This is a genomic window from Pedobacter sp. ok626, from assembly GCF_900100435.1.
Classification (GTDB): Bacteria; Bacteroidota; Bacteroidia; order Sphingobacteriales; family Sphingobacteriaceae; genus Pedobacter.
The window spans coordinates 213298-232732 of the sequence record NZ_FNEX01000012.1; the positions used below are offsets into that span (position 1 = coordinate 213298).

At 38.3% G+C, this 19435-nt stretch carries 20 protein-coding genes; 10 read left to right on the plus strand and 10 right to left on the minus strand.

Features of this window, described 5'->3' with window-relative positions; translation table 11 throughout:
- Positions 1-26 precede the first annotated feature (26 nt).
- Positions 27-1067: a thiamine-phosphate kinase gene (thiL, locus tag BLS35_RS17380; RefSeq protein WP_090783388.1), complete on the plus strand. Its 1041-nt coding sequence runs from the start codon at positions 27-29 to the stop codon at positions 1065-1067.
- Here thiL and BLS35_RS17385 read toward each other — a convergent pair.
- Entirely contained in the window at positions 1062-2384 is a 1323-nt protein-coding gene (locus tag BLS35_RS17385; RefSeq protein WP_090783391.1) for a DNA recombination protein RmuC, read from the minus strand. The two genes, thiL and BLS35_RS17385, sit on opposite strands and share 6 nt — an antisense overlap.
- 240 nt (positions 2385-2624) lie before the next feature.
- Here BLS35_RS17385 and BLS35_RS17390 point away from each other — a divergent pair, with 240 nt between their 5' ends.
- Positions 2625-3317 (plus strand): zinc metallopeptidase, encoded by a 693-nt coding sequence (locus tag BLS35_RS17390; protein ID WP_090783392.1) that lies wholly within the window; start codon positions 2625-2627, stop codon positions 3315-3317.
- Position 3318: 1 nt separating this feature from the next.
- On the opposite strand, the gene apaG is transcribed toward BLS35_RS17390, so the two are convergent.
- Positions 3319-3705, minus strand: coding sequence for a Co2+/Mg2+ efflux protein ApaG (gene apaG / locus BLS35_RS17395; protein ID WP_090783394.1), 387 nt, complete (start codon positions 3703-3705; stop codon positions 3319-3321).
- Between the two features lie 34 nt (positions 3706-3739).
- Positions 3740-4747 carry a tRNA dihydrouridine synthase DusB gene (gene dusB / locus BLS35_RS17400; protein ID WP_090783396.1) on the minus strand — a complete coding sequence of 336 codons (1008 nt, stop codon included), beginning with the start codon at positions 4745-4747 and terminating at the stop codon, positions 3740-3742.
- 53 nt (positions 4748-4800) lie between these two features.
- Between dusB and BLS35_RS17405 the strand changes: the two genes are divergently transcribed.
- Entirely contained in the window at positions 4801-5709 is a 909-nt protein-coding gene (locus BLS35_RS17405) for a CPBP family intramembrane glutamic endopeptidase (RefSeq protein ID WP_090783398.1), read from the plus strand.
- On the plus strand, positions 5706-6515 hold the full coding sequence (locus BLS35_RS17410; RefSeq protein ID WP_090783400.1) for a phosphatidate cytidylyltransferase: 810 nt from the start codon (positions 5706-5708) through the stop codon (positions 6513-6515). The genes BLS35_RS17405 and BLS35_RS17410 overlap by 4 nt, the downstream gene beginning before the upstream one ends.
- Here BLS35_RS17410 and BLS35_RS17415 read toward each other — a convergent pair.
- Together BLS35_RS17415 and mfd are read right to left on the minus strand one after the other, a co-directional pair.
- Positions 6512-6730 (minus strand): DUF3820 family protein, encoded by a 219-nt coding sequence (locus BLS35_RS17415; RefSeq protein ID WP_090783402.1) that lies wholly within the window; start codon positions 6728-6730, stop codon positions 6512-6514. The two genes, BLS35_RS17410 and BLS35_RS17415, sit on opposite strands and share 4 nt — an antisense overlap.
- 10 nt (positions 6731-6740) lie before the next feature.
- A complete protein-coding gene (gene mfd / locus BLS35_RS17420) occupies positions 6741-10082 on the minus strand; it encodes a transcription-repair coupling factor (protein ID WP_090783404.1) in 3342 nt (1113 codons plus the stop codon).
- Positions 10083-10246: 164 nt separating this feature from the next.
- Here mfd and BLS35_RS17425 point away from each other — a divergent pair, with 164 nt between their 5' ends.
- The 4 genes from BLS35_RS17425 to BLS35_RS17440 are packed head-to-tail and all read left to right on the plus strand — an operon-like array spanning position 10247 to position 12802.
- Positions 10247-10582, plus strand: coding sequence for a DUF2752 domain-containing protein (locus BLS35_RS17425; protein WP_254778949.1), 336 nt, complete (start codon positions 10247-10249; stop codon positions 10580-10582).
- Entirely contained in the window at positions 10575-10934 is a 360-nt protein-coding gene (locus BLS35_RS17430) for a TM2 domain-containing protein (protein WP_090783408.1), read from the plus strand. Before BLS35_RS17425 ends, BLS35_RS17430 begins: the two co-directional genes overlap by 8 nt.
- A gap of 27 nt (positions 10935-10961) precedes the next feature.
- A complete protein-coding gene (locus BLS35_RS17435) occupies positions 10962-12059 on the plus strand; it encodes a Nif3-like dinuclear metal center hexameric protein (protein ID WP_090783410.1) in 1098 nt (365 codons plus the stop codon).
- Positions 12059-12802: a zinc ribbon domain-containing protein gene (locus BLS35_RS17440; protein WP_090783412.1), complete on the plus strand. Its 744-nt coding sequence runs from the start codon at positions 12059-12061 to the stop codon at positions 12800-12802. Before BLS35_RS17435 ends, BLS35_RS17440 begins: the two co-directional genes overlap by 1 nt.
- A 97-nt stretch (positions 12803-12899) precedes the next feature.
- Here BLS35_RS17440 and BLS35_RS17445 read toward each other — a convergent pair whose 3' ends face one another.
- Genes BLS35_RS17445 through rsfS form a run of 4 tightly spaced genes read right to left on the minus strand, consistent with a single transcriptional unit; the run spans position 12900 to position 17232 of the window.
- Complete coding sequence (locus BLS35_RS17445; RefSeq protein ID WP_090783414.1) at positions 12900-13982, minus strand: 3-oxoacyl-ACP synthase III family protein; 1083 nt, start codon at positions 13980-13982, stop codon at positions 12900-12902.
- 55 nt (positions 13983-14037) lie between these two features.
- The gene (locus BLS35_RS17450; protein ID WP_090783416.1) at positions 14038-14691 is read right to left on the minus strand and encodes a LutC/YkgG family protein; all 654 of its coding nucleotides are present in this window, start codon (positions 14689-14691) and stop codon (positions 14038-14040) included.
- A 57-nt stretch (positions 14692-14748) separates the two neighbouring features.
- Entirely contained in the window at positions 14749-16830 is a 2082-nt protein-coding gene (gene ftsH / locus BLS35_RS17460; RefSeq protein ID WP_090783417.1) for an ATP-dependent zinc metalloprotease FtsH, read from the minus strand.
- A 27-nt stretch (positions 16831-16857) separates the two neighbouring features.
- Positions 16858-17232, minus strand: a complete 375-nt coding sequence (rsfS, locus tag BLS35_RS17465; protein WP_090783419.1) for a ribosome silencing factor — start codon at positions 17230-17232, stop codon at positions 16858-16860.
- A gap of 84 nt (positions 17233-17316) precedes the next feature.
- Between rsfS and BLS35_RS17470 the strand changes: the two genes are divergently transcribed.
- Both BLS35_RS17470 and pfkA read left to right on the plus strand, forming a co-directional pair.
- A complete protein-coding gene (locus BLS35_RS17470) occupies positions 17317-18051 on the plus strand; it encodes a biotin--[acetyl-CoA-carboxylase] ligase (protein WP_254778950.1) in 735 nt (244 codons plus the stop codon).
- A 58-nt stretch (positions 18052-18109) separates the two neighbouring features.
- Positions 18110-19093, plus strand: a complete 984-nt coding sequence (pfkA, locus tag BLS35_RS17475; RefSeq protein WP_090783422.1) for a 6-phosphofructokinase — start codon at positions 18110-18112, stop codon at positions 19091-19093.
- Positions 19094-19264: 171 nt separating this feature from the next.
- Here the strand turns inward: pfkA and BLS35_RS17480 are convergent, their stop codons facing one another.
- Positions 19265-19426 (minus strand): transposase, encoded by a 162-nt coding sequence (locus BLS35_RS17480; RefSeq protein WP_371328252.1) that lies wholly within the window; start codon positions 19424-19426, stop codon positions 19265-19267.
- Positions 19427-19435 lie beyond the last annotated feature (9 nt).

A 19435-nucleotide genomic window follows, 5' to 3' on the forward strand; every position in this document is an offset into this window, starting at 1 on the left:
TTAATTAACTGTAATAGAATAAGATAATGTTTGAAAATAAAGAGCGTACGGAACTTGCTGAACTGGGTGAATTCGGACTGATTAAGCACCTGACAGATAATTTTAAGGTACAGCATGAAAGCAGTATCAAAGGTATTGGCGATGATGCTGCAGTATTAAACTTTGAAAACAAAGAAGTTTTAATTTCTACAGATTTATTGTTGGAGGGTATACATTTCGATCTTGCCTATGTACCCTTAATGCATTTAGGTTATAAGGCTGTACAGGTTAATCTAAGTGATATTTATGCGATGAATGGTATTGCGACGCAGATTACTGTTTCCATTGGCTTGTCGAGTAAATTTCCGCTAGAGGCCGTTGAAGAAATTTATAAGGGTATTCATCTGGCTTGTGACAAATTTAATATTGATTTGATCGGTGGCGATACTTCGTCGAGCAAACAAGGTTTAGTGATTAGCGTAACCAGTATTGGTCACGCTGAAAAGGGAACTGTTTGCTATAGAAATGGTGCTCAGGAAGGTGATCTTTTATGCGTTTCAGGTGATTTAGGTGGTGCTTATGTGGGCTTACAAATTCTGGAAAGAGAAAAACAGATATTTTTAGAAAACCCTAATATTCAGCCTGATCTGGAAGGAAAGGACTATATTATTGAGCGTCAGTTAAAACCTGAAGGTCGTAGAGACATTGTTGATTTGCTAGCGCAAATGGATATTATTCCTACTTCAATGATTGATGTGTCGGATGGTTTGGCTTCAGAGGTTTTACACATCTGTCATCAATCTGATAAAGGTGTTACCTTGTATGAGGAAAAGTTTCCTATTGACCCGATGACTTATCAAACGGCTAGAGAATTAGGACTCGATCCAACTGTTTGTGCTTTAAATGGTGGTGAAGATTATGAACTGCTATTTACCATTAAACAAGCAGATTACGAGAAATTAAAGCATGATGTTGATATCACTATCATTGGTCATATCACTGAAAAGAATGCTGGATGTAAGATGATATCAAAATCCAATGTAGTGCATGAATTGAAAGCACAGGGCTGGAATGCCTTTAAATTATAATTCTTCTTCTGAAGATAAAATAGGATCTAAAAATTTGGTGTCAATTTGCTTTGTGGCTTTGGCACCTAATTTTTTGATCTTTTCAGAGGTGTTTGAAAGGTTTCCTGAGCCTGTGGATAACTTGTTAAGTGCTTTATCATAAGCGTCTTGACTAAGCTTTATGTTGCGGCCAATACCTTCCATATCTGCTAAGAAACCAACAAACTTATCGTACATACTGCCACTTAGACGGGCAATTTCGAGTACATTTCTATTTTGTCTTTCTTGTTTCCAGATACTGGCAATGGTGCGTAAAGTAGCTAATAAGGTTGAAGGGCTTACAATGACTACTTTCCTATCCCAGGCGTAATTAAATAATTCTGCGTCTTTCTGAACTGCAATTCCAAAGGAAGATTCGATAGGAATGAAGAGTAACACAAAATCTGGGGAGTTGATTTGATAGAGTTCATGGTAATTTTTTGCAGATAAGCCCTGGATGTGTGCTTTGATAGAATTTAAATGCTGTTTAAGCTCCGCCTCTCTATCTTCATCCGTATCCGCAGTAACCAATCGCTCATAAGCCAGTAAAGAGACCTTAGAATCGATTACTATGTGTTTATCGTCCGGAAGGTCAATTATAACATCTGGTTGCATCCTGGAGCCTTCAGATGAGCTTAAACTGGTTTGTATCCTGTACTCTCTATCCTTTACTAAACCTGAGCGTTCTAAAACTCGTTCTAGTATAACTTCTCCCCAGTTTCCTTGCTTCTTGTTATCGCCTTTAAGCGCCCTTGTTAAATTATTGGCGTCTTCCTGAATTTGCTTACTCTGATCCATTAGTTGAGAGATCACTCCTTTTAGAATATTCCGCTCATCAGATTCGGCTTTGTATACTTTGTCGACTTTGTCTTCGAAAGCTTTAATATTTTCTTTTAATGGATTTAAAATAATATCCAGGTTTGCTTTATTTTGTAGCGTAAACTTTTCCGTTTTTTCTTCCAGTACCTTATTGGCTATATTTTCAAATTCCAATTTAAAGCGCAATTGCAATTCGGCTATATATTTTTCCTGCTCATTTTGCTTTTGTTGTTGAGCCAATAAGTTTTCTTCGGCTTTAATCACTTTGCTACGCTCAATCATAAAAATAGAACGGAGGTCATTTAATTCATCTTCCAGTTTTTGCTTTTCTTCTTTTAGCCAGTTTATGGCTTTTAAATTTTCCTGTTCTTTTAATTCGAGCAGCGCTGCTGAATTTTCCTGAGTCGCTGGTTTTTTAAAAAATAGAACTATAAGCAGTACTAAAATTATGATCAATAAGGGGATTAAAAAAGCTTCCATACTAATATTTTTATCAAAAATGATTAAAATCCGTGGTATTAACAAATGATGTTTATTTACTACTATTTTTTAGAAGAGCTACATCTATTGTATTTAAAGCCATTTTATTCGTTAAAAAAATATAGCCCTTGATTGTTAAAACAATGCTAATTATCTGCATAAAAGTGATTTAAATCTGCATTTAAATAAAATGGGAACACTTTTTGTTTAATAGTCGAGGGAAAACATTCATTATATAAAATGGGAAGTTATATTATTTTGATAATTCCGATACTGATAGTTAGCATGTTTGTGCAGTGGCGATTTAGAAATAGATTTTCAAAATATGCCGAAATGCAGTTAAATTCAGAGTTTTCGGGAAAGGAAGTGGCGGAGAAAATGTTGCGTGATAATGGAATATTTGATGTAAAAGTGATGAGTACGGATAAAGCTTTATCTGATCATTATAATCCTGAAGATAAGACCGTAAATCTAAGTACAGATGTTTTTTATGGAAGAAGTGTTGCCGCTGCTGCTGTAGCTGCGCATGAATGTGGGCATGCTGTGCAACATGCAAGATCTTACCATTGGTTAAAATTGAGGTCTAATATGGTACCGGTGGTTAGCATCACTTCAAATTTAATGCAATGGGTACTTATTTTAGGTGTTTTGTTAATTGCATTTACTTTTAATCCTATCGTATTGGGTATAGGTGTTGCCGGTCTTGCACTAATTACTGTATTTAGTATTATCACCTTACCGGTAGAGTTTGACGCGAGTAAAAGGGCGCTATTGTGGTTAAAAAACAACAAAGAAGTATTGTATACTACTGAAGAACATAGTCAGGCTAAAGACGCCCTCTGGTGGGCAGCTATGACGTATGTAATAGCGGCGTTAGGTGCATTGGCAAATCTATTTTACTATACCTCTGTCCTATTTGGAAGAAGTAAGTAAGCTAATTTAAGCGATAAGGGACAATCAGTTCGAATTTTGGAATATCTACAATAAAATCTGAGTTATCGGCTTCCCTATGCATGAGGTAATTTCCACTCATACTACCCATATCTGTATTCAAATTACATGCAGAGACATAAGAGTGTCTTTGACCAGGCTCAATTATTGGCTGCTCTCCTACTACACCTTCGCCCTCAACGTCTCTTTGTGAGCCATTAGAGTCGAAAATAAACCACTGTCTTCTTTTCAACTGAACAGTGTAATCTGTTAAATTCTCAATAGTAATTCGGTACGCGAACAAGAAATGTCCGGTACCTGGATTAGAATGTTCTTCCTGGTAAGTTGTTTCTACCGAAATCTTAACGCCTAGTGTAATAGCAGTAACCATTTTAACTTATCATTTAATAAATAGTTTTCAAAAATCAGGCCATTTCACCGTTAGTGAAAACATGTTGATATTTATCTGCTATTTCGTCTAAAATACTATGAATAGTATCTATATTTTCTTCTTTTACCAATTGCATTCTATAGGCTTTAAAGTCTGGTATTCCTTTAAAATAGTTGGCGTAATGTCTTCTCATTTCAAAAATACCCACCCTTGGTCCTTTCCAGGCAATTGATTTTTCGAAATGCGTTCTGCATACAGCAACACGTTCTTCAATAGTTGGTCCGGCTAAAATTTCGCCAGTATTAAAGAAGTGTCTTATTTCTCTGAATATCCATGGATATCCGATGGCCGCTCTACCTATCATAATACCATCAATCTCGTATTCAAGGCGCCAATCTGCTGCTTTTTGAATACTATCTACATCTCCATTGCCAAAAATAGGAATCTTAATTCTTGGATTACGTTTAATTTCACGGATTAATGTCCAGTCTGCTTGTCCTTTGTACAATTGTGCCCTGGTACGACCATGAATGGTTAAAGCTTGTATACCTATATCCTGCAAACGTTCGGCAACTTCTTCGACATTTTTAGTAGTATCATCCCATCCCAATCTGGTTTTAACAGTTACGGGTAAATGAGTGGCTTTAACGACAGCTTCTGTCATTTTTACCATTTTGTCAATATCTTGTAATAGTGCAGAACCGGCTCCTTTACAGGCGACTTGTTTAACCGGACATCCGTAATTTATGTCCATTAAATCAGGTCCGGCAAGCGTAGCAATCTCAGTTGCTTCGCGCATATGATCAATCTCACTACCAAATATTTGGATACCAATTGGTCTTTCATATTCGAAAATATCGAGCTTGGCTCGGCTTTTTGCAGCGTCCCTAATTAAGCCCTCCGAGGATATAAATTCGGTGTACATCATATCCACGCCACTTTGTTTACATACAAAACGAAAAGGCGGGTCGCTTACATCCTCCATCGGAGCAAGCAATAAAGGGAATTCTCCCAGATCAATATTTCCTATCTTTACCGACATTTCTCTATCTTCAAGCCAAAATTAACGCCACAAAGGTACAAATATTACAAATAATGAACTCCATACAAAACATGAAGGAAGAGAATGGCCCTTTTTTGCAGCTGTTGATACTTGTTTTTTACGCTATTGTTGGCTTGGTTGCAGTATCAATTGTAGCACTTGCGCTGATATATTTTCAATATGGTGGAAGTATTTTAAAGGATTTGAGTTGGATGACAAGTAGTAACCCCTATTATTTGCCTGCTCAAAGAATGATGTTAACTGCTCAGCAAATTGGTCTTTTCATAATCCCTGCAGTTTTACTCGCTAAAACAGAAGGGCAAAAACTGGATGTATTTTATGGTTTTGAAAGGCCAAAGGCTGAATTATTGTTTATTGTTTTGTTGATAATGGTTTGTGCTGTACCAGTTTTGGATTGGGTAACTCAGCTAAATCAAAAAATGGTATTTCCAGATGCTCTTAAAGGTATTGAAAGATGGATGAAGAATGCTGAGGATCAGGGGACAGAAACTACCAAATCGCTTTTGAAAATGAATAATATTGGGGTGTTTATTATCAATATTGGTATGATTGCTCTGTTACCTGCTATCGCTGAGGAACTGATGTTTAGGGCTGGATTGCAGCGCACGTTAGGTCGTATGTATAGAAATCCGCATTTGGCCATTTGGTTTGCGGCCTTCATATTCAGCGCTATTCACATGCAGTTTTATGGTTTTTTGCCACGATTTTTCTTGGGTGCAGCCTTTGGTTACCTTTATTTTTGGAGTGGCAGTTTGTGGTATGCTATAGTTGGTCATTTTATAAATAATGGATATGCGGTTTGTGCTGCATGGTATATGCAAAAAAACAATATACCTTTGTCGGAAGCTGATAAATCCCTGGATATGGCCTGGTATGGTTATGTAATCAGTGCAATATTAACTTTTTTGCTATTCCGATACTTTAAAAATAAAACAGAATGAAAACGAGGGCAATAACTGCTTTTTTCTTTACCATTGTGATGTTGGGCTCTATCTTTTTAGGGGGCTATACTTTTACTTTTTTTTACTTGATTTTGAGTCTTGCAGCTTTGCTGGAGTTCTTTAACATGATCAAAACTGCGGGTATCAGACCGCATAGAAACATTGCGTTGTTTGCTGCAGCATTGATATTTTTAATGACTGCTGGCTATCACCTGTTACAGTTCGAAACGAAGTTTATGTTACTGATTGTACCTTTGATTTTCTCTGTATTTATCAGTGAATTGTATAAAAAGGAGAAGATCCCTTTTTCTAATATTTCCTACACGTTTGTTGGCTTTATTTACGTTACAGTACCTTTTTGTTTTTTTTATTCCTTAGGGTTTATACAAAATCAGGCAGAATATAATTTTCATTTACCCCTATCCTTTTTATTGATGCTTTGGGCCAGTGATACCGGTCAATATCTTTTTGGGGTTAAGTTTGGTAAAACACGCTTATTTGAGCGTCATTCACCTAAGAAATCATGGGAAGGCTTTTTTGGTGGTGTATTTACCAGTGTACTCGTATCTTACATAATCTCTTTATTCTTTACGGAAATCAGCCCGTTGGTATTTGGTGGAATGGCAGTATTGATTGTTTGTTTTGGTACATTGGGAGATCTGGTAGAATCGATGCTTAAACGGAGTCTGAATGTAAAAGATTCAGGAAACATATTACCGGGTCATGGGGGCTTTTTAGATCGTTTTGACGGACTTTTAATTGCCGCTCCGGTAGTTTATGCCTATTTGTACCTGATCCTTAATTAATACTTCTTTTTCTTTAAAGGCTGTAATAAGTATTCTAGCCCATTTAATTTGATTTCATATAGTGTGGCGATCATTTCACCTAGTTTACCGGGAGGAAACCCCTCCTGATGAAACCATACGAGATAAGATTCGGGTAAATCACACATAATTCGACCTTTGTATTTACCAAAAGGCATTTGCATTGTAACGAGGTCTTGTAAAAGTTGTGGGTTCATTTTAAGGGATTTAGTTGGCTACCATTTCGAGCATTTCTACGGCCTCATCAACGGTTTTCAGGTTGTCGAAAGCAATGCGCAAGGAGTCTTTAACCTCTTTAAGGTTACATAGACGCGGATGGATTTGTGCAAAGTGCAATATTTTATTGAACATTACGGAATCAAAGAATGCCGATTGTTTATCGGTAATGAAATAGCCGCGTAAGATTCCCTTTTTAAAACTTAGTTTTTCGAAAGCAAGTTTTTTAGCTACCCATTGTAACCTTAGCACACTCAACATGGTCTTTACAGGCTCCGGAACTGGGCCAAAACGATCTTTTAAGGAAAGTTCAAAGGCTTTTAATTGTGTTTCATTTTCAATCTTAGAAAGCTCTGTATATAGGTTATATCTTTCAGTGATATTGGTTACGTAATCATCAGGAATGTAGAGTTCCAGATCCGTGTCTACCTGGGTATAATTCACAAATGGGCGTAAAGGTTCGTCTTTAAAGAGGTCCTTAAACTCATCGGTTTTTAACTCCTGAATGGCTTCATCTAAAATCTTGTGGTACATTTCGAACCCTATTTCAGCAATAAAGCCACTTTGCTCTGCTCCTAAGAGGTTTCCACTACCTCGGATATCTAAATCCCTCATTGCAATATTAAAGCCGCTCCCAAGGTCTGAAAACTCTTCAATAGCGCTAAGGCGTTTACGTGCTTCTGAAGTAAGGGTTGATAATGGAGGACTTAGCAAATAGCAGAAGGCTTTTTTATTGGATCGGCCTACCCTGCCCCTCATTTGGTGCAAATCGCTTAAGCCAAACATATGGGCATGGTTGATGATGATGGTATTGGCATTTGGAATGTCCAAACCAGCCTCGATAATGGTTGTGGCTACTAGTACATCCTTTTCTCCATTGATGAAATCAAGCATTACATCTTCCAGCTGATCCCCGTCTAACTGGCCATGAGCTATACCAATGCGTGCTTTAGGTACCAAAGTTTTAATCAATCCACCCAATTGCGGTAGATCGTTAACGCGGTTATGAATAAAAAATACTTGTCCACCCCTGTCCAGCTCAAATTGCACAGATTCCTGGATTAGTTTATCGTTAAAAACGTGCAGTTCGGTATTTACGGCCTGCCTGTTTGGTGGTGGCGTACTCATGATGGACAAATCGCGTGCGCCCATTAAAGAGAAATGTAAAGTACGTGGTATTGGTGTTGCAGTAAGGGTTAGCGTATCTACATTCACTCTTAATGCCCGTAATTTTTCTTTTGAAGTTACTCCAAATTTCTGCTCTTCATCAATAATCATGATGCCCAGGTCTTTGAATTTCACGTCCTTACTAAGCAAGCGGTGTGTGCCAATAACGATATCCACCTTACCTTCGGCCAGTTTGGCCAGAGTTTCTTTAATTTGTTTATTGGTTTTAAAACGGTTGATATAGTCGACAGTACATGGGAAATCTTTTAAACGTGCTGAAAAGGTTTTAAAATGCTGTAGCGCTAAAATTGTGGTTGGTACCAGCACTGCAGCCTGTTTGCCATTTGCAACGGCTTTAAAAGCAGCTCTGATGGCAATTTCGGTTTTACCAAAGCCTACATCACCGCACACTAGCCTATCCATTGGATGTGGCGCTTCCATATCCTTTTTTACATCGCTGGTCGCTTTTTCCTGATCTGGGGTGTCTTCATAAATAAATGAAGCTTCCAGTTCAGTTTCAAGGTATCCATCCGGACTAAAGGCTGTTCCTACCTGTGATTTTCTTAAAGCATAGAGCTTAATCAGATCACGGGCAATGTCTTTAACTTTTTTTTTAGTGTTTTTTTTCAGTTTATCCCAGGCTTCGGTACCTAGTTTATTCATTTTTGGCGCTGTGCCATCCTTGCCGCTGTATTTTGCAATCCGGTTTAAGGAGTTGATATTTACATACAGTAGATCGTTGTCGGCATAAACTAACCGAATCATTTCCTGAGTTTTACCATTTACTTCTACTTTTTCCAGACCCGCATATTTACCAATACCATGGTCTATATGGGTTACAAAATCCCCTGGCTTAAGGTCTCTCAGCTCTTTTAGGGTAATGGCCTGACTTCGCTGATAACCTCTTTTTAGCTTGTACTTGTAAAAACGATCAAATATTTGGTGGTCGGTATAAAAAGCCAATTTTTGCTGGGCATCAATAAAACCTTCTCTAAGTGGAATATTTATTGGGGTAAACTTGGCTGTTTTGTCAATATCGTCCAATATAGCGTATAAACGCTCGGTTTGCTTGGTCGATGAGCTGAATATAAAGTTGTGTAAGCCTTGCTTTTCGTTCTCTTTAAGGTTGTGAATCAGTAAGTTGAAGTCTTTGTTGAAGGAAGGCTGTGGCTTGGTCTCGAACTGAAAAACATGTTCGGTTTTATAGAAAAACTGCTTGCCAAATTCAATCAGGGCGAAATCCTGGAACATATCCCCCATCATTTTCTCATCTGTAAAAGAAAATTTGGGGTCTATCCAGTCTTGATTTTCCTGCTTTTCTTTTGCCGGAAGGGCTTTCCAAAGTTCAACGGCTTTTTTATATCCGCTTTTAACGACATCCAAGGTGAATTCGACATCTTTAAACCACAGCTGGGTATCTTTTTCTATATAATCAAGTATGCTGATGTTGTTTTCTGTGAGGTATTTAGACTGCACATTGGGGATGATTGTGAGTGTTTTTACATCTTCGACAGAAAGCTGACTTTCTATTTCAAAGGTTCGAATGCTTTCTACTACATCACCAAAAAACTCTATGCGGTAAGGGAGATCATGGGAGAACGAAAAGATGTCGACAATACCACCACGGATAGAAAACTGTCCGGGCTCGTATACAAAATCTGTTCTGTTAAAATCATAATCGAATAAAAACTCGTTGATGAAATCAATACCCAACTTAGCATTTAAGCTAATTTCAAGCGTGTTTTTTTCGAGTACAGCGCGATCTATCACCTTTTCGGCGATGGCTTCGGGGTAAGAAACCACAATCTTTCCATATTCGGAATGGTGATTTAATTCATTTAAAACCTCTGCACGAGCCAATACATTGGCGGTATCAACCTGGGTGAAATCGAAAGCTTTACGGAAGGATGAAGGGAAAAGCAATACCTCTATATCGAGTATGCTTTCCAAATCCGCAAGGAAATACGAGGCTTCTTCTCGGTCTGGAAGTATAAATAATTGTGGCTTATGTAATAGGAAATAAGTAGCCACTGCAATTGTTGCATCGGCAGAACCCACTAAGCCTTTAAGCTGAAGTTTGGTGCCTTTGCCCGCGTTAAGGGCTTTTGCCAATGCTACAATGCGCTCATCTGTTTTGTATCTGTTGATCAGGTCGCGAATGTTCACATCACAAATGTAAGGTTTATGACGGGCTTTAAATGTAACAAAGTTTCAACCAATTGATCTAAAGTTAGAAAGCTCGAAAAGAAGGATAATTTTATGCACATCCGCTGGTTTTGAAGCTTGTTTTAAGCGGAAGTGTATATCTTTAACGAATTGACAAGTTTTGTATGATGAAAATAGTAAAACGTTTGCCTTTTGAATTGATCTTTTGGATAACAGCTTTACTATTGCTGGCTACGGCCAATGTACATGACCATGGAACAGGACCACATTTTACATTATGTCCTTTGGCGAACATGGGGTTCACCTGGTGCCCAGGATGTGGGATAGGACGGTCTATTGCATATTTGTTGCAAGGCGATTTTGGGGAAAGTTTTAAGCAGCATTGGTTTGGAGTACCTGCATTGCTGATTTTGTGCAGCAGGATCCTCACGCTGATTAAAATGAATTTGAAAAGTAAAAAAGTATTGAACTTAAAATATAAGGAAGAAAGATATGTTTGATTCACCATTTATGTCGCTGCCGGGCATTACGCCGCAGGAATATTCGTATTTGCAAAGTGCAACTACAGGATTTAGCGAACAACAGTTAAGAGGTTTTTTAATGATTTATGGAAGTAAAAGAAGAAACCCTGATGATATGATATTGTATTGTATCCTCGGATTTTTTGTACCGGGATTACCTCGTTTTTTGACAAACCAAATCGGGATGGGTGTGTTGTACTTTTTTACCGTAGGTTTGTGCTTTATTGGTACGATCATTGACCTGGTTAACCATAAGAGTCTGGCTTACGAATATAACCAACGGATGGTTTTCGATAGCCTGCAAATGGTAAAAATGGGAAATATTCAATAATTAAAATCTATCGTATATTTAGTGAATATGAGGTTGTCGATTTTAATAAAGCATTTGGAGGCATTTGCGCCTTTAAATTACCAGGAGGATTATGATAATTCGGGCTTGATAGTTGGGGATCCGAATGAGGAGGTACGGGGCGCTCTGGTTGCTTTAGATTGTATTGAGAGTGTCGTAGATGAGGCAATTTTGCACAATTGCAACCTGATTATCACCCATCATCCAATCGTTTTTAAAGGACTGAAAAAGATTACGGGCAAAACTTATGTGGAGCGTGTAGTACTAAAAGCAATTAGAAACAACATTGCTTTGTATGCCATACATACCAACCTGGATCATGTACAGCACGGAGTGAACGGGGTAATTTGCAATAGATTAGGTTTAAAAAACACCAAAATACTTAGCCCTAAAGGATCACTTTTAAAGAAGTTGGTTACTTTTTGTCCAGTTGCACACGCAGATGAGCTAAGAGAAGCATTATTCGCCGCTGGAGCAGGTGACATTTCGAATTATAGCGAATGCAGTTTTAACACGGAAGGGTATGGGACTTTTAAAGGAGATGAGGATACTAACCCTTTTGTTGGAGAGCCAGGCATATTACATCAGGAACGAGAAGTTAGGCTGGAGACCATTTTTAAGGTTCAGGATGAACGAAAAGTACTCGTCGCACTATTAGAGAGTCATCCATATGAAGAGGTTGCCTACGACATTTATGCCTTAGATAATAAACTCGGGACCGTGGGTGCCGGGATGATCGGTTGGTTAGAAGAGGCGCTTGAAGGATCTGAATTTTTGCGTTTGGTAAAGCATAACATGGATGCAACGGTTATTCGACATACTCGTTTATTGCCCAAAAAGATCAGAAAAGTAGCCGTTTGTGGTGGTTCTGGAAGCTTTTTGCTGAAAGAAGCCATTGCTGCCGGAGCCGATGCATTTGTAACTGCAGATTTTAAATACCATGAGTTTTTTGATGCAGACGAAAAAATAGTGATCGCAGATATCGGACACTTTGAAAGTGAACAATTTACATCTGATTTGTTGATAGATATTATTCAAGAAAAATTTCCTAACTTTGCAATCCGTTTAACGGAGCATAACACAAACCCCATAAATTATTTCATTTAATGGAACAAACTGTAGAGCAAAAGCTAAAAGCTTTATACGAATTACAAACCCTGCATACTCAAATTGATAAAATACGTCAGATCCGTGGTGAATTGCCAATGGAAGTTGCCGACTTAGAAGATGATGTTGCAGGTCTGGAAACACGTATACAAAAATTCAAAGGCGAATTGGATGATACTGAGGATGCCATTGTAACGCGTAAAAATATGATCAAGGATGCTCAAAACCTGATCAAAAAATATGAAACTCAATTAAAGGATGTTAAAAACAACCGTGAGTATGATGCCTTGACAAAAGAGGTTGAAATACAAACGCTTGAGATTCAGGTTTGTGAGAAGAAGATCAGAGAATTCGGATTCGATATAGCTCAAAAAACTGAGATTTATGATAAAGCACTCGCTGATTTAGAATCAAGAAGAAAAGATCTTGAGATTAAAAAAGGAGAGTTGGAGACAATTACTGCTGAGACGGAAAAAGATGAGCAAGGGTTGGTTAAGAAAGCCGAGAAAGCAGAAACTTTAATTGATGAGCGTCTTTTGATTGCTTATAACAGATTAAGAGGAAATGCAAATAACGGTTTAGCAGTAGTAACTATTGATCGTGATTCATGTTCGGGATGTTTCAACCAGATTCCACCTCAACGTCAGTTGGATATTCGTCAACGTAAGAAAATCATTGTTTGCGAACATTGCGGAAGAATTTTGGTAGATGAAGCGCTTACTCAAGAAGTAGCGTCAGTTTAAAAAGTTATAACGTATAAAAAAGGGTCAGATGCTTCATCTGACCCTTTTTTATGGTTAAGTTTTTTATTGTAGTAAATAAAGTCTAGGATAAATTGCCTTAGAAACGGTAAACAAATGCATTGATATGCATACCGGCACCTACAGAAGTGAATAAGGCATACTCGCCTTTATTTACTTTATAGCCCTCAACTAAGCCTTTTCGTACCAAATCGAGTAGGGTAGGTATGGTGGCTACAGAGCTATTTCCAAGCCAGGAAATGGTCATTGGAACCAAATTTTCTGGAACAGTATCTAAATCATATAGCTTAAATACACGTTTCATGATGGCAGTATCCATTTTTCCGTTAGCTTGGTGAATAAAAACGGTCTTAATGTCTTGAATGCTTATTCCTGCCTTATCAATAGCCATTTTTACAACCTGAGGAACGTTTATTACAGCAAACTCATAAAGCTTGCGCCCGTTCATTTTTAGGTAGGCATTGTCACCTTTTTCGTCTGGATTGTTACTTTTCCCCATCACAAGTAATGAGCCGTGTGTAACGGCATGTGTTTGTGTTTTATGGGCAATAATCCCAAGGGGTTCATCGTCTTCCTGAGCTTCAAAAATGACAGCCGCAGCACCATCGGCGAAGATCATGCTATCGCGATCATGCGCATCAATGATTCTGGAGAGCGTTTCTGCTCCGATAACCATTACGCGTTTCGCATCGCCGCTTTGGATGAGGTAATTAGCCTGTATAGCTCCTTGTACCCAGCCTGGACAACCAAAAATAAGGTCGTAGGCTACGCAGTCAGGATTTTCTATCTGTAATGCTTGTTTGATTTTAGCCGCTAGAGATGGAAGAATATCCATGCGGTTACTGCCAATTTTTACATCGCCAAAATTATGGCAAAAGATGATGTGGTCAAGGCTTTCTTTATCTATTTTGGCGTCGTCAATTGCCCGTTGAGCAGCAATTGCAGCAATGTTACTGCTGACTTGATTGTCATCAATATAACGACGTTCATTTATTTCTGTAATTTCTGAGAATTTACTAATTATTTCACTGTTTTCTTTGTCAAGTTTAACGCCATTGTCGTAAAAAGAAGCGTTTAAAAAGGCATTTCCTGAGATAACATTTTGTGGAATAAAGCTTCCGGTACCCGTAATAACTGAGTGTAAGTTTGTTTTAATGCCCATTTTGAACCGTATACTGTTTTGGTGTACAGTATAAAATTAGAGTAAATAATTTAGATTAAGAAAAATCGTCAACTAAAAATACGAATAATTCTTTAGGTCCATGAGCGCCGAGTACTAAAGTTTTCTCAATATCGGCTGTTCTGCTTGGTCCGGTGATGGTGCTGATCATTGATGGAATTTGACTTCCATATTTATCTTTTATGATTTTAAATGCGTCTTTTAAATCCATGACCATTTGTCCGCTACGCGCAATTACAATATGATGGTGGGGAAAGATGCTTAGTCTACGACCAGCAGCGTTTTGATTGGAGACCATTACAGAGCCATTGCGGGCAATTAAGGCTTCGCATAGGGTTATACCCACCTCGGCCATTTCGAAGTCTTTATCGGTCTGATAAAAGGGGAATTCATAGGTGGCCAGCAGGTCTTGTAATTCCGGCTCCCAGCAGTATATTTTTCTCCAGTTAAATTTCTCTGCCAGCTGGAGGATATTCTCAATAAATTCTATTCCATTTTCACAGTAAATGAAATTGCCGGAAACAGCGGTAAGTTGTTCTGCAAATAAAATTTCCGGATATTCTCTGTGGTCTTCTTGCTCTGTATATAGAGGGGTGTCCTCTAAATTAGGATAAGGGTTGTCTCTTCTTTCCAGAAGGGCCTTTCTTATCTTTTTTAGCATGAGCTCTTTTGAAGAAATGTTTTCTTGCATAAAAAATGGATTTGCTGCCGTCTCTCTGAAGAAACGGCAGCCCCATAAATATTGTGATTAAGACTCTGTATTAGCTGGCGTGATCGGTGTAGCATTATCGCCAACACCATCATGTAATAAACCTTTGGCAGCAGGTTTCTGATCACCTGTACCATTTACAAATTCGTCGTAAGTAGTTCGGTTATCAAAAGGACGTTTACCTAAAATTTCTTCTAAATCAGCTTGGAAAAGAATCTCTTTTTCAATTAATTTTTGAGCTAGTTTTTCTAAACCATCTCTTTTATCATTCAATAATGCCTTAGTTCTGGTATATACCTCAGCGATCAATAGACGAACTTCATGGTCAATCATTTCTGACGTTTTTTCAGAATATGGCTTGTTAAAGTTGTATTCGTTTTGAGGATCGTGGAAGGATATATTACCAATGGTACTGTTCATTCCGTAGATCGTTACCATAGCATAAGCTAATTTGGTAATGCGCTCTAAATCGTTTTGTGCACCAGTAGATATTTTACCGAAGACGATATCTTCTGCAACACGTCCACCCATAGTCATACACATACCGTCAGTTAACTGCTCTGTAGTGTATAAGAATTGTTCTTTAGGCAAGTATTGTGCGTAACCTAATGCAGCAACGCCACGTGGAACGATAGATACTTTTACCAATGGATCGGCATGCTCAAGGAACCAACCTGCAATAGCGTGTCCGGCTTCATGATATGCAACAATTCGTTTCTCTTCTGGAGAGATGATTTTGTTTTTCTTCTCTAAACCACCAATAACACGGTCAATAGCATCCTGGAAATCTTGCATGTCAACAAAGTCTTTGTTGCGACGTGCAGCGATTAATGCGGCTTCGTTACAAACGTTTGCAATTTCAGCACCTGCAAATCCTGGAGTTTGAGCAGAAAGCTTTTTGGCATCTACAACCTCGTCAGTTTTAATAGGTTTAAGGTGAACTTTGAAGATCTGCTCACGACCAACCAAATCGGGTTTATCAATAGATATTTGTCTGTCAAAACGTCCTGGTCTCAATAAAGCTGAGTCTAATACGTCAGGACGGTTGGTTGCCGCAAGAATAATGATTCCTGAATCTGTACCAAAACCATCCATTTCAACCAATAGTTGGTTTAATGTATTCTCACGCTCATCATTACCGCCCATCATGCTGTTTTTGCCACGTGCACGCCCGATTGCATCTACCTCATCAATAAAGATGATACAAGGTGCTTTATCTTTAGCTTGCTTAAACAAATCACGAACACGTGATGCACCAACCCCAACAAACATCTCTACGAAGTCTGACCCCGAAAGGGAGAAGAATGGTACTTGCGCCTCGCCTGCAACAGCTTTAGCTAACAAGGTTTTACCAGTACCAGGAGAGCCGACAAGTAGGGCTCCTTTAGGGATTTTACCACCCAGATTGGTATATTTTTTAGGGTTTTTAAGGAAGTCGACGATCTCCATTACCTCTTGTTTGGCTTCTTCAAGACCAGCTACATCGTTAAAAGTAACATTTACCTGGCTTTCTTTATCAAACAGTGTGGCTTTTGATTTTCCAATATTGAAGATCTGTCCACCGCCACCGCCAGCACCACCGCCCATACGGCGCATGATAAATATCCAGAAGCCGATGAATAACAAAACAGGTAAGATGATAGTTAAGAACCAAGAGTTAAAAGAACTCTGTCTGGTTTGTATATCAGGCTGTATCTGTTGCTCAGGAGCGACATCTTTCTGAGATTCTTTCAAATCTTTACTTAGCTGGTCAAAAGAACCGGCATTGAAGTAAACAAGAGGGCCATCAGCATTGCCAAAGCTGTTTTTGCCTAAATACGGTTTATATTTAGCTCCTTTTAGCTTGTCTTTTTTAATGAATACTTCAACTTTAACTAAATCTTCATGTTTGTAGGCAATCAATTTATCTACATCGCCAGGCGCCAGCATTTGAGTTTCAAATGTGCGGTAAGGGATGGTTTTTGCAGTATCACCACTAAATAGGAACTGTAATAAAATCAGGCCTAAAATAATAGCGGCATATACCCAGAAGATATTAAATTTTGAACCTTTTTGAGGTTTTTTGGGAATATTCGGGACTCTCTTTATCAACTTGGGTTTCGTATTCGGATTCTCTTTCATCGTTAAATCAAAAGTAGGGGTGAATGATTAGGCGCTTTGATAGGAAGTAGACTGGGCATCTCCCCACAGGTCTTCGATTCCATAAAATTCGCGCTTTTCAGTTTTAAAAATGTGAACTACAACGTCAAAATAATCAAGAATGATCCAGTCGGCATGATCCATACCTTCTTTTCTCCATGGATTAGTTTGCGTTTTTTTATAGATTTCTTCTTCTACGCTATCGGCAATTGCTTTTACCTGGGTAGCAGAATCTGCATTGCAGATGATAAAGTAATCAGAAACAGAGCTGTTCAATTCTCTTAAGTCTAACCTTACTATGTCGTGTCCTTTTTTTTCCTGGATGCCGTGTACAGCTATCTCTGAGAGGTATGTAGAAAGGTTTCCAATTTTCTTTTTTATCATTAAAATATTTTAATTTTGATATAACAAATATACAATCAACACTTGCAAAATAACACTTTTCCAACATTATTTGTTGGTCAAAATTTGATCAGATTACCCGAAGTCGATTCTACTAATAACTTTTTAAAGGCAATGGTCTCAAATTCCGAGCCATTACCCGAAGGAACTGTTATTATGGCAGATAACCAGTTTGCAGGTCGTGGGCAACAGAACAACACCTGGTATGCGACCCCCGGATTGAACCTTACTTTTAGTGTTTATCTTAACCCTTCTTTCTTGCCTATAAGTAGGCAGTTTCTGCTCAATATGGCTGTAAGCGTAGGTATTAGAGAAGCGCTGACGGCTTTTCTGGGGGATTTTCTTAAAATAAAATGGCCGAATGATTTGTACTATAATGATCAGAAATTAGGTGGTATTTTAATAGAAAATATTTTATCTGGAAATAAATATAAGGCAAGTATCATAGGCGTAGGAATTAATGTAAACCAGTTGGATTTTGATTTGAGACTGTTAAACAGGCCAACTTCAATGGGTAAAATTTTACAACGGGATGTTAATTTAATTGAGCTTCTGGGGCAAATTTGCAGCCATATTGAGGGCCAGTACCTGAAATTAAAATCGGGAAACCTTAATTCTTTGCAGGAAAATTACCTTAATGGATTGTATAAATTTAGCCAAAAGGCGTTATTTCGACAGGATGGGAAGATCTTCGAGGGAGTGATTACTACAGTAACGGATACTGGTTTGCTTGTGATTCTGTCGGAGGGCGCAGAAAAGCAGTATAATTTTAAAGAAGTAGAATTTTTAAACAACATTTAAAGATTATAGCTATTTTCACGGCCTTGTATTACCATTGTTTAATCGGCTTAGAAACTAAATGAATAAAATAAAAAATATTGGAGTATTAACTTCAGGTGGCGATGCTCCTGGAATGAATGCTGCCATTAGGGCAGTTGTTAGAGCGGCAATTTATTATGATTTACAGGTTACAGGAATTTTAAGAGGATATGAGGGCTTGGTTCATGGAGATTTTATTGAGATGAACAGAAAATCCGTAGCCAACATTATTCAACGAGGAGGAACAATTTTAAAAACAGCGCGTAGTGATGCTTTTCGTACCAAGGAAGGACGTGAGCAAGCCCATGCGCAGTTATTAAAACATGGGGTAGATGCGTTAATTGTAATTGGAGGTGATGGTACATTTACAGGGGCAAACTTATTTACAAGTGAGTTTGATTTTCCAGTTGTTGGTCTACCGGGAACCATAGATAACGATTTACAGGGAACGGATTTTACGATTGGCTATGATACAGCGATTAATACCGTTGTAAATGCTGTAGATAAGATTAGAGACACCGCTGAATCACATGACCGACTTTTCATCGTTGAGGTGATGGGAAGAGATTCGGGCTTGATCGCCTTAAGAAGCGGAATTGGTGTAGGTGCAGAGGCCATTCTTATTCCTGAAGCCAATATGGGTGTGGAAGGATTGATTACACGTTTAGAAAGTGGACGTAAGGATAAGGCTTCTAAAATTGTAGTTGTAGCCGAAGGAGATGAAGTTGGTGGAGCGTTTAATGTCGGAGAGGTTTTGAAAAAGAAATTCCCGAATTACGATATCAGAGTCTCTGTTTTGGGACATATTCAGCGTGGAGGAAAGCCAAGTTGTATGGATCGTGTTTTGGCAAGCCGTTTTGGGGTTGCTGCTGTTGAAGGCGTTTTGAATGGCCAATCTGGAGTGATGGTTGGGCAAGTAAATAGAGAGCTGGTGTTTACTCGTTTTGATCATGCAATAAAGCATATAGATGCTCAGGAGGTAAGTCCCGCCTGGCTGAAGCTTGTAGAGATATTATCATTATAAAAAAGTAGCCGTCTCATAAGTCAATTATGAGACGGTTTTTTTATTGTGTTATTTTTTGAGTTATTAGCTACTTTTTTCAGATCAAAGCTACAAGTTTTGGTTGAACGTTGATTTGTGTATGCATCTATGTTCCCCGGTGTACTTTAGCATTAAACAACGATACAAAAAGCTTTACGCTTTCCATTTTTTTAAGTTGTGAGCGATGGAAAGCAACCCGACTTCTACTTCAGCCTTGCTTATCCCTTTCAATAAAAACCGTTTGAAGCCACGATTAGCTTTGATATGTGCAAATACGGGTTCTACATCGACGGGGCGTTGTTTACGATATTTAATGCCCTGCTG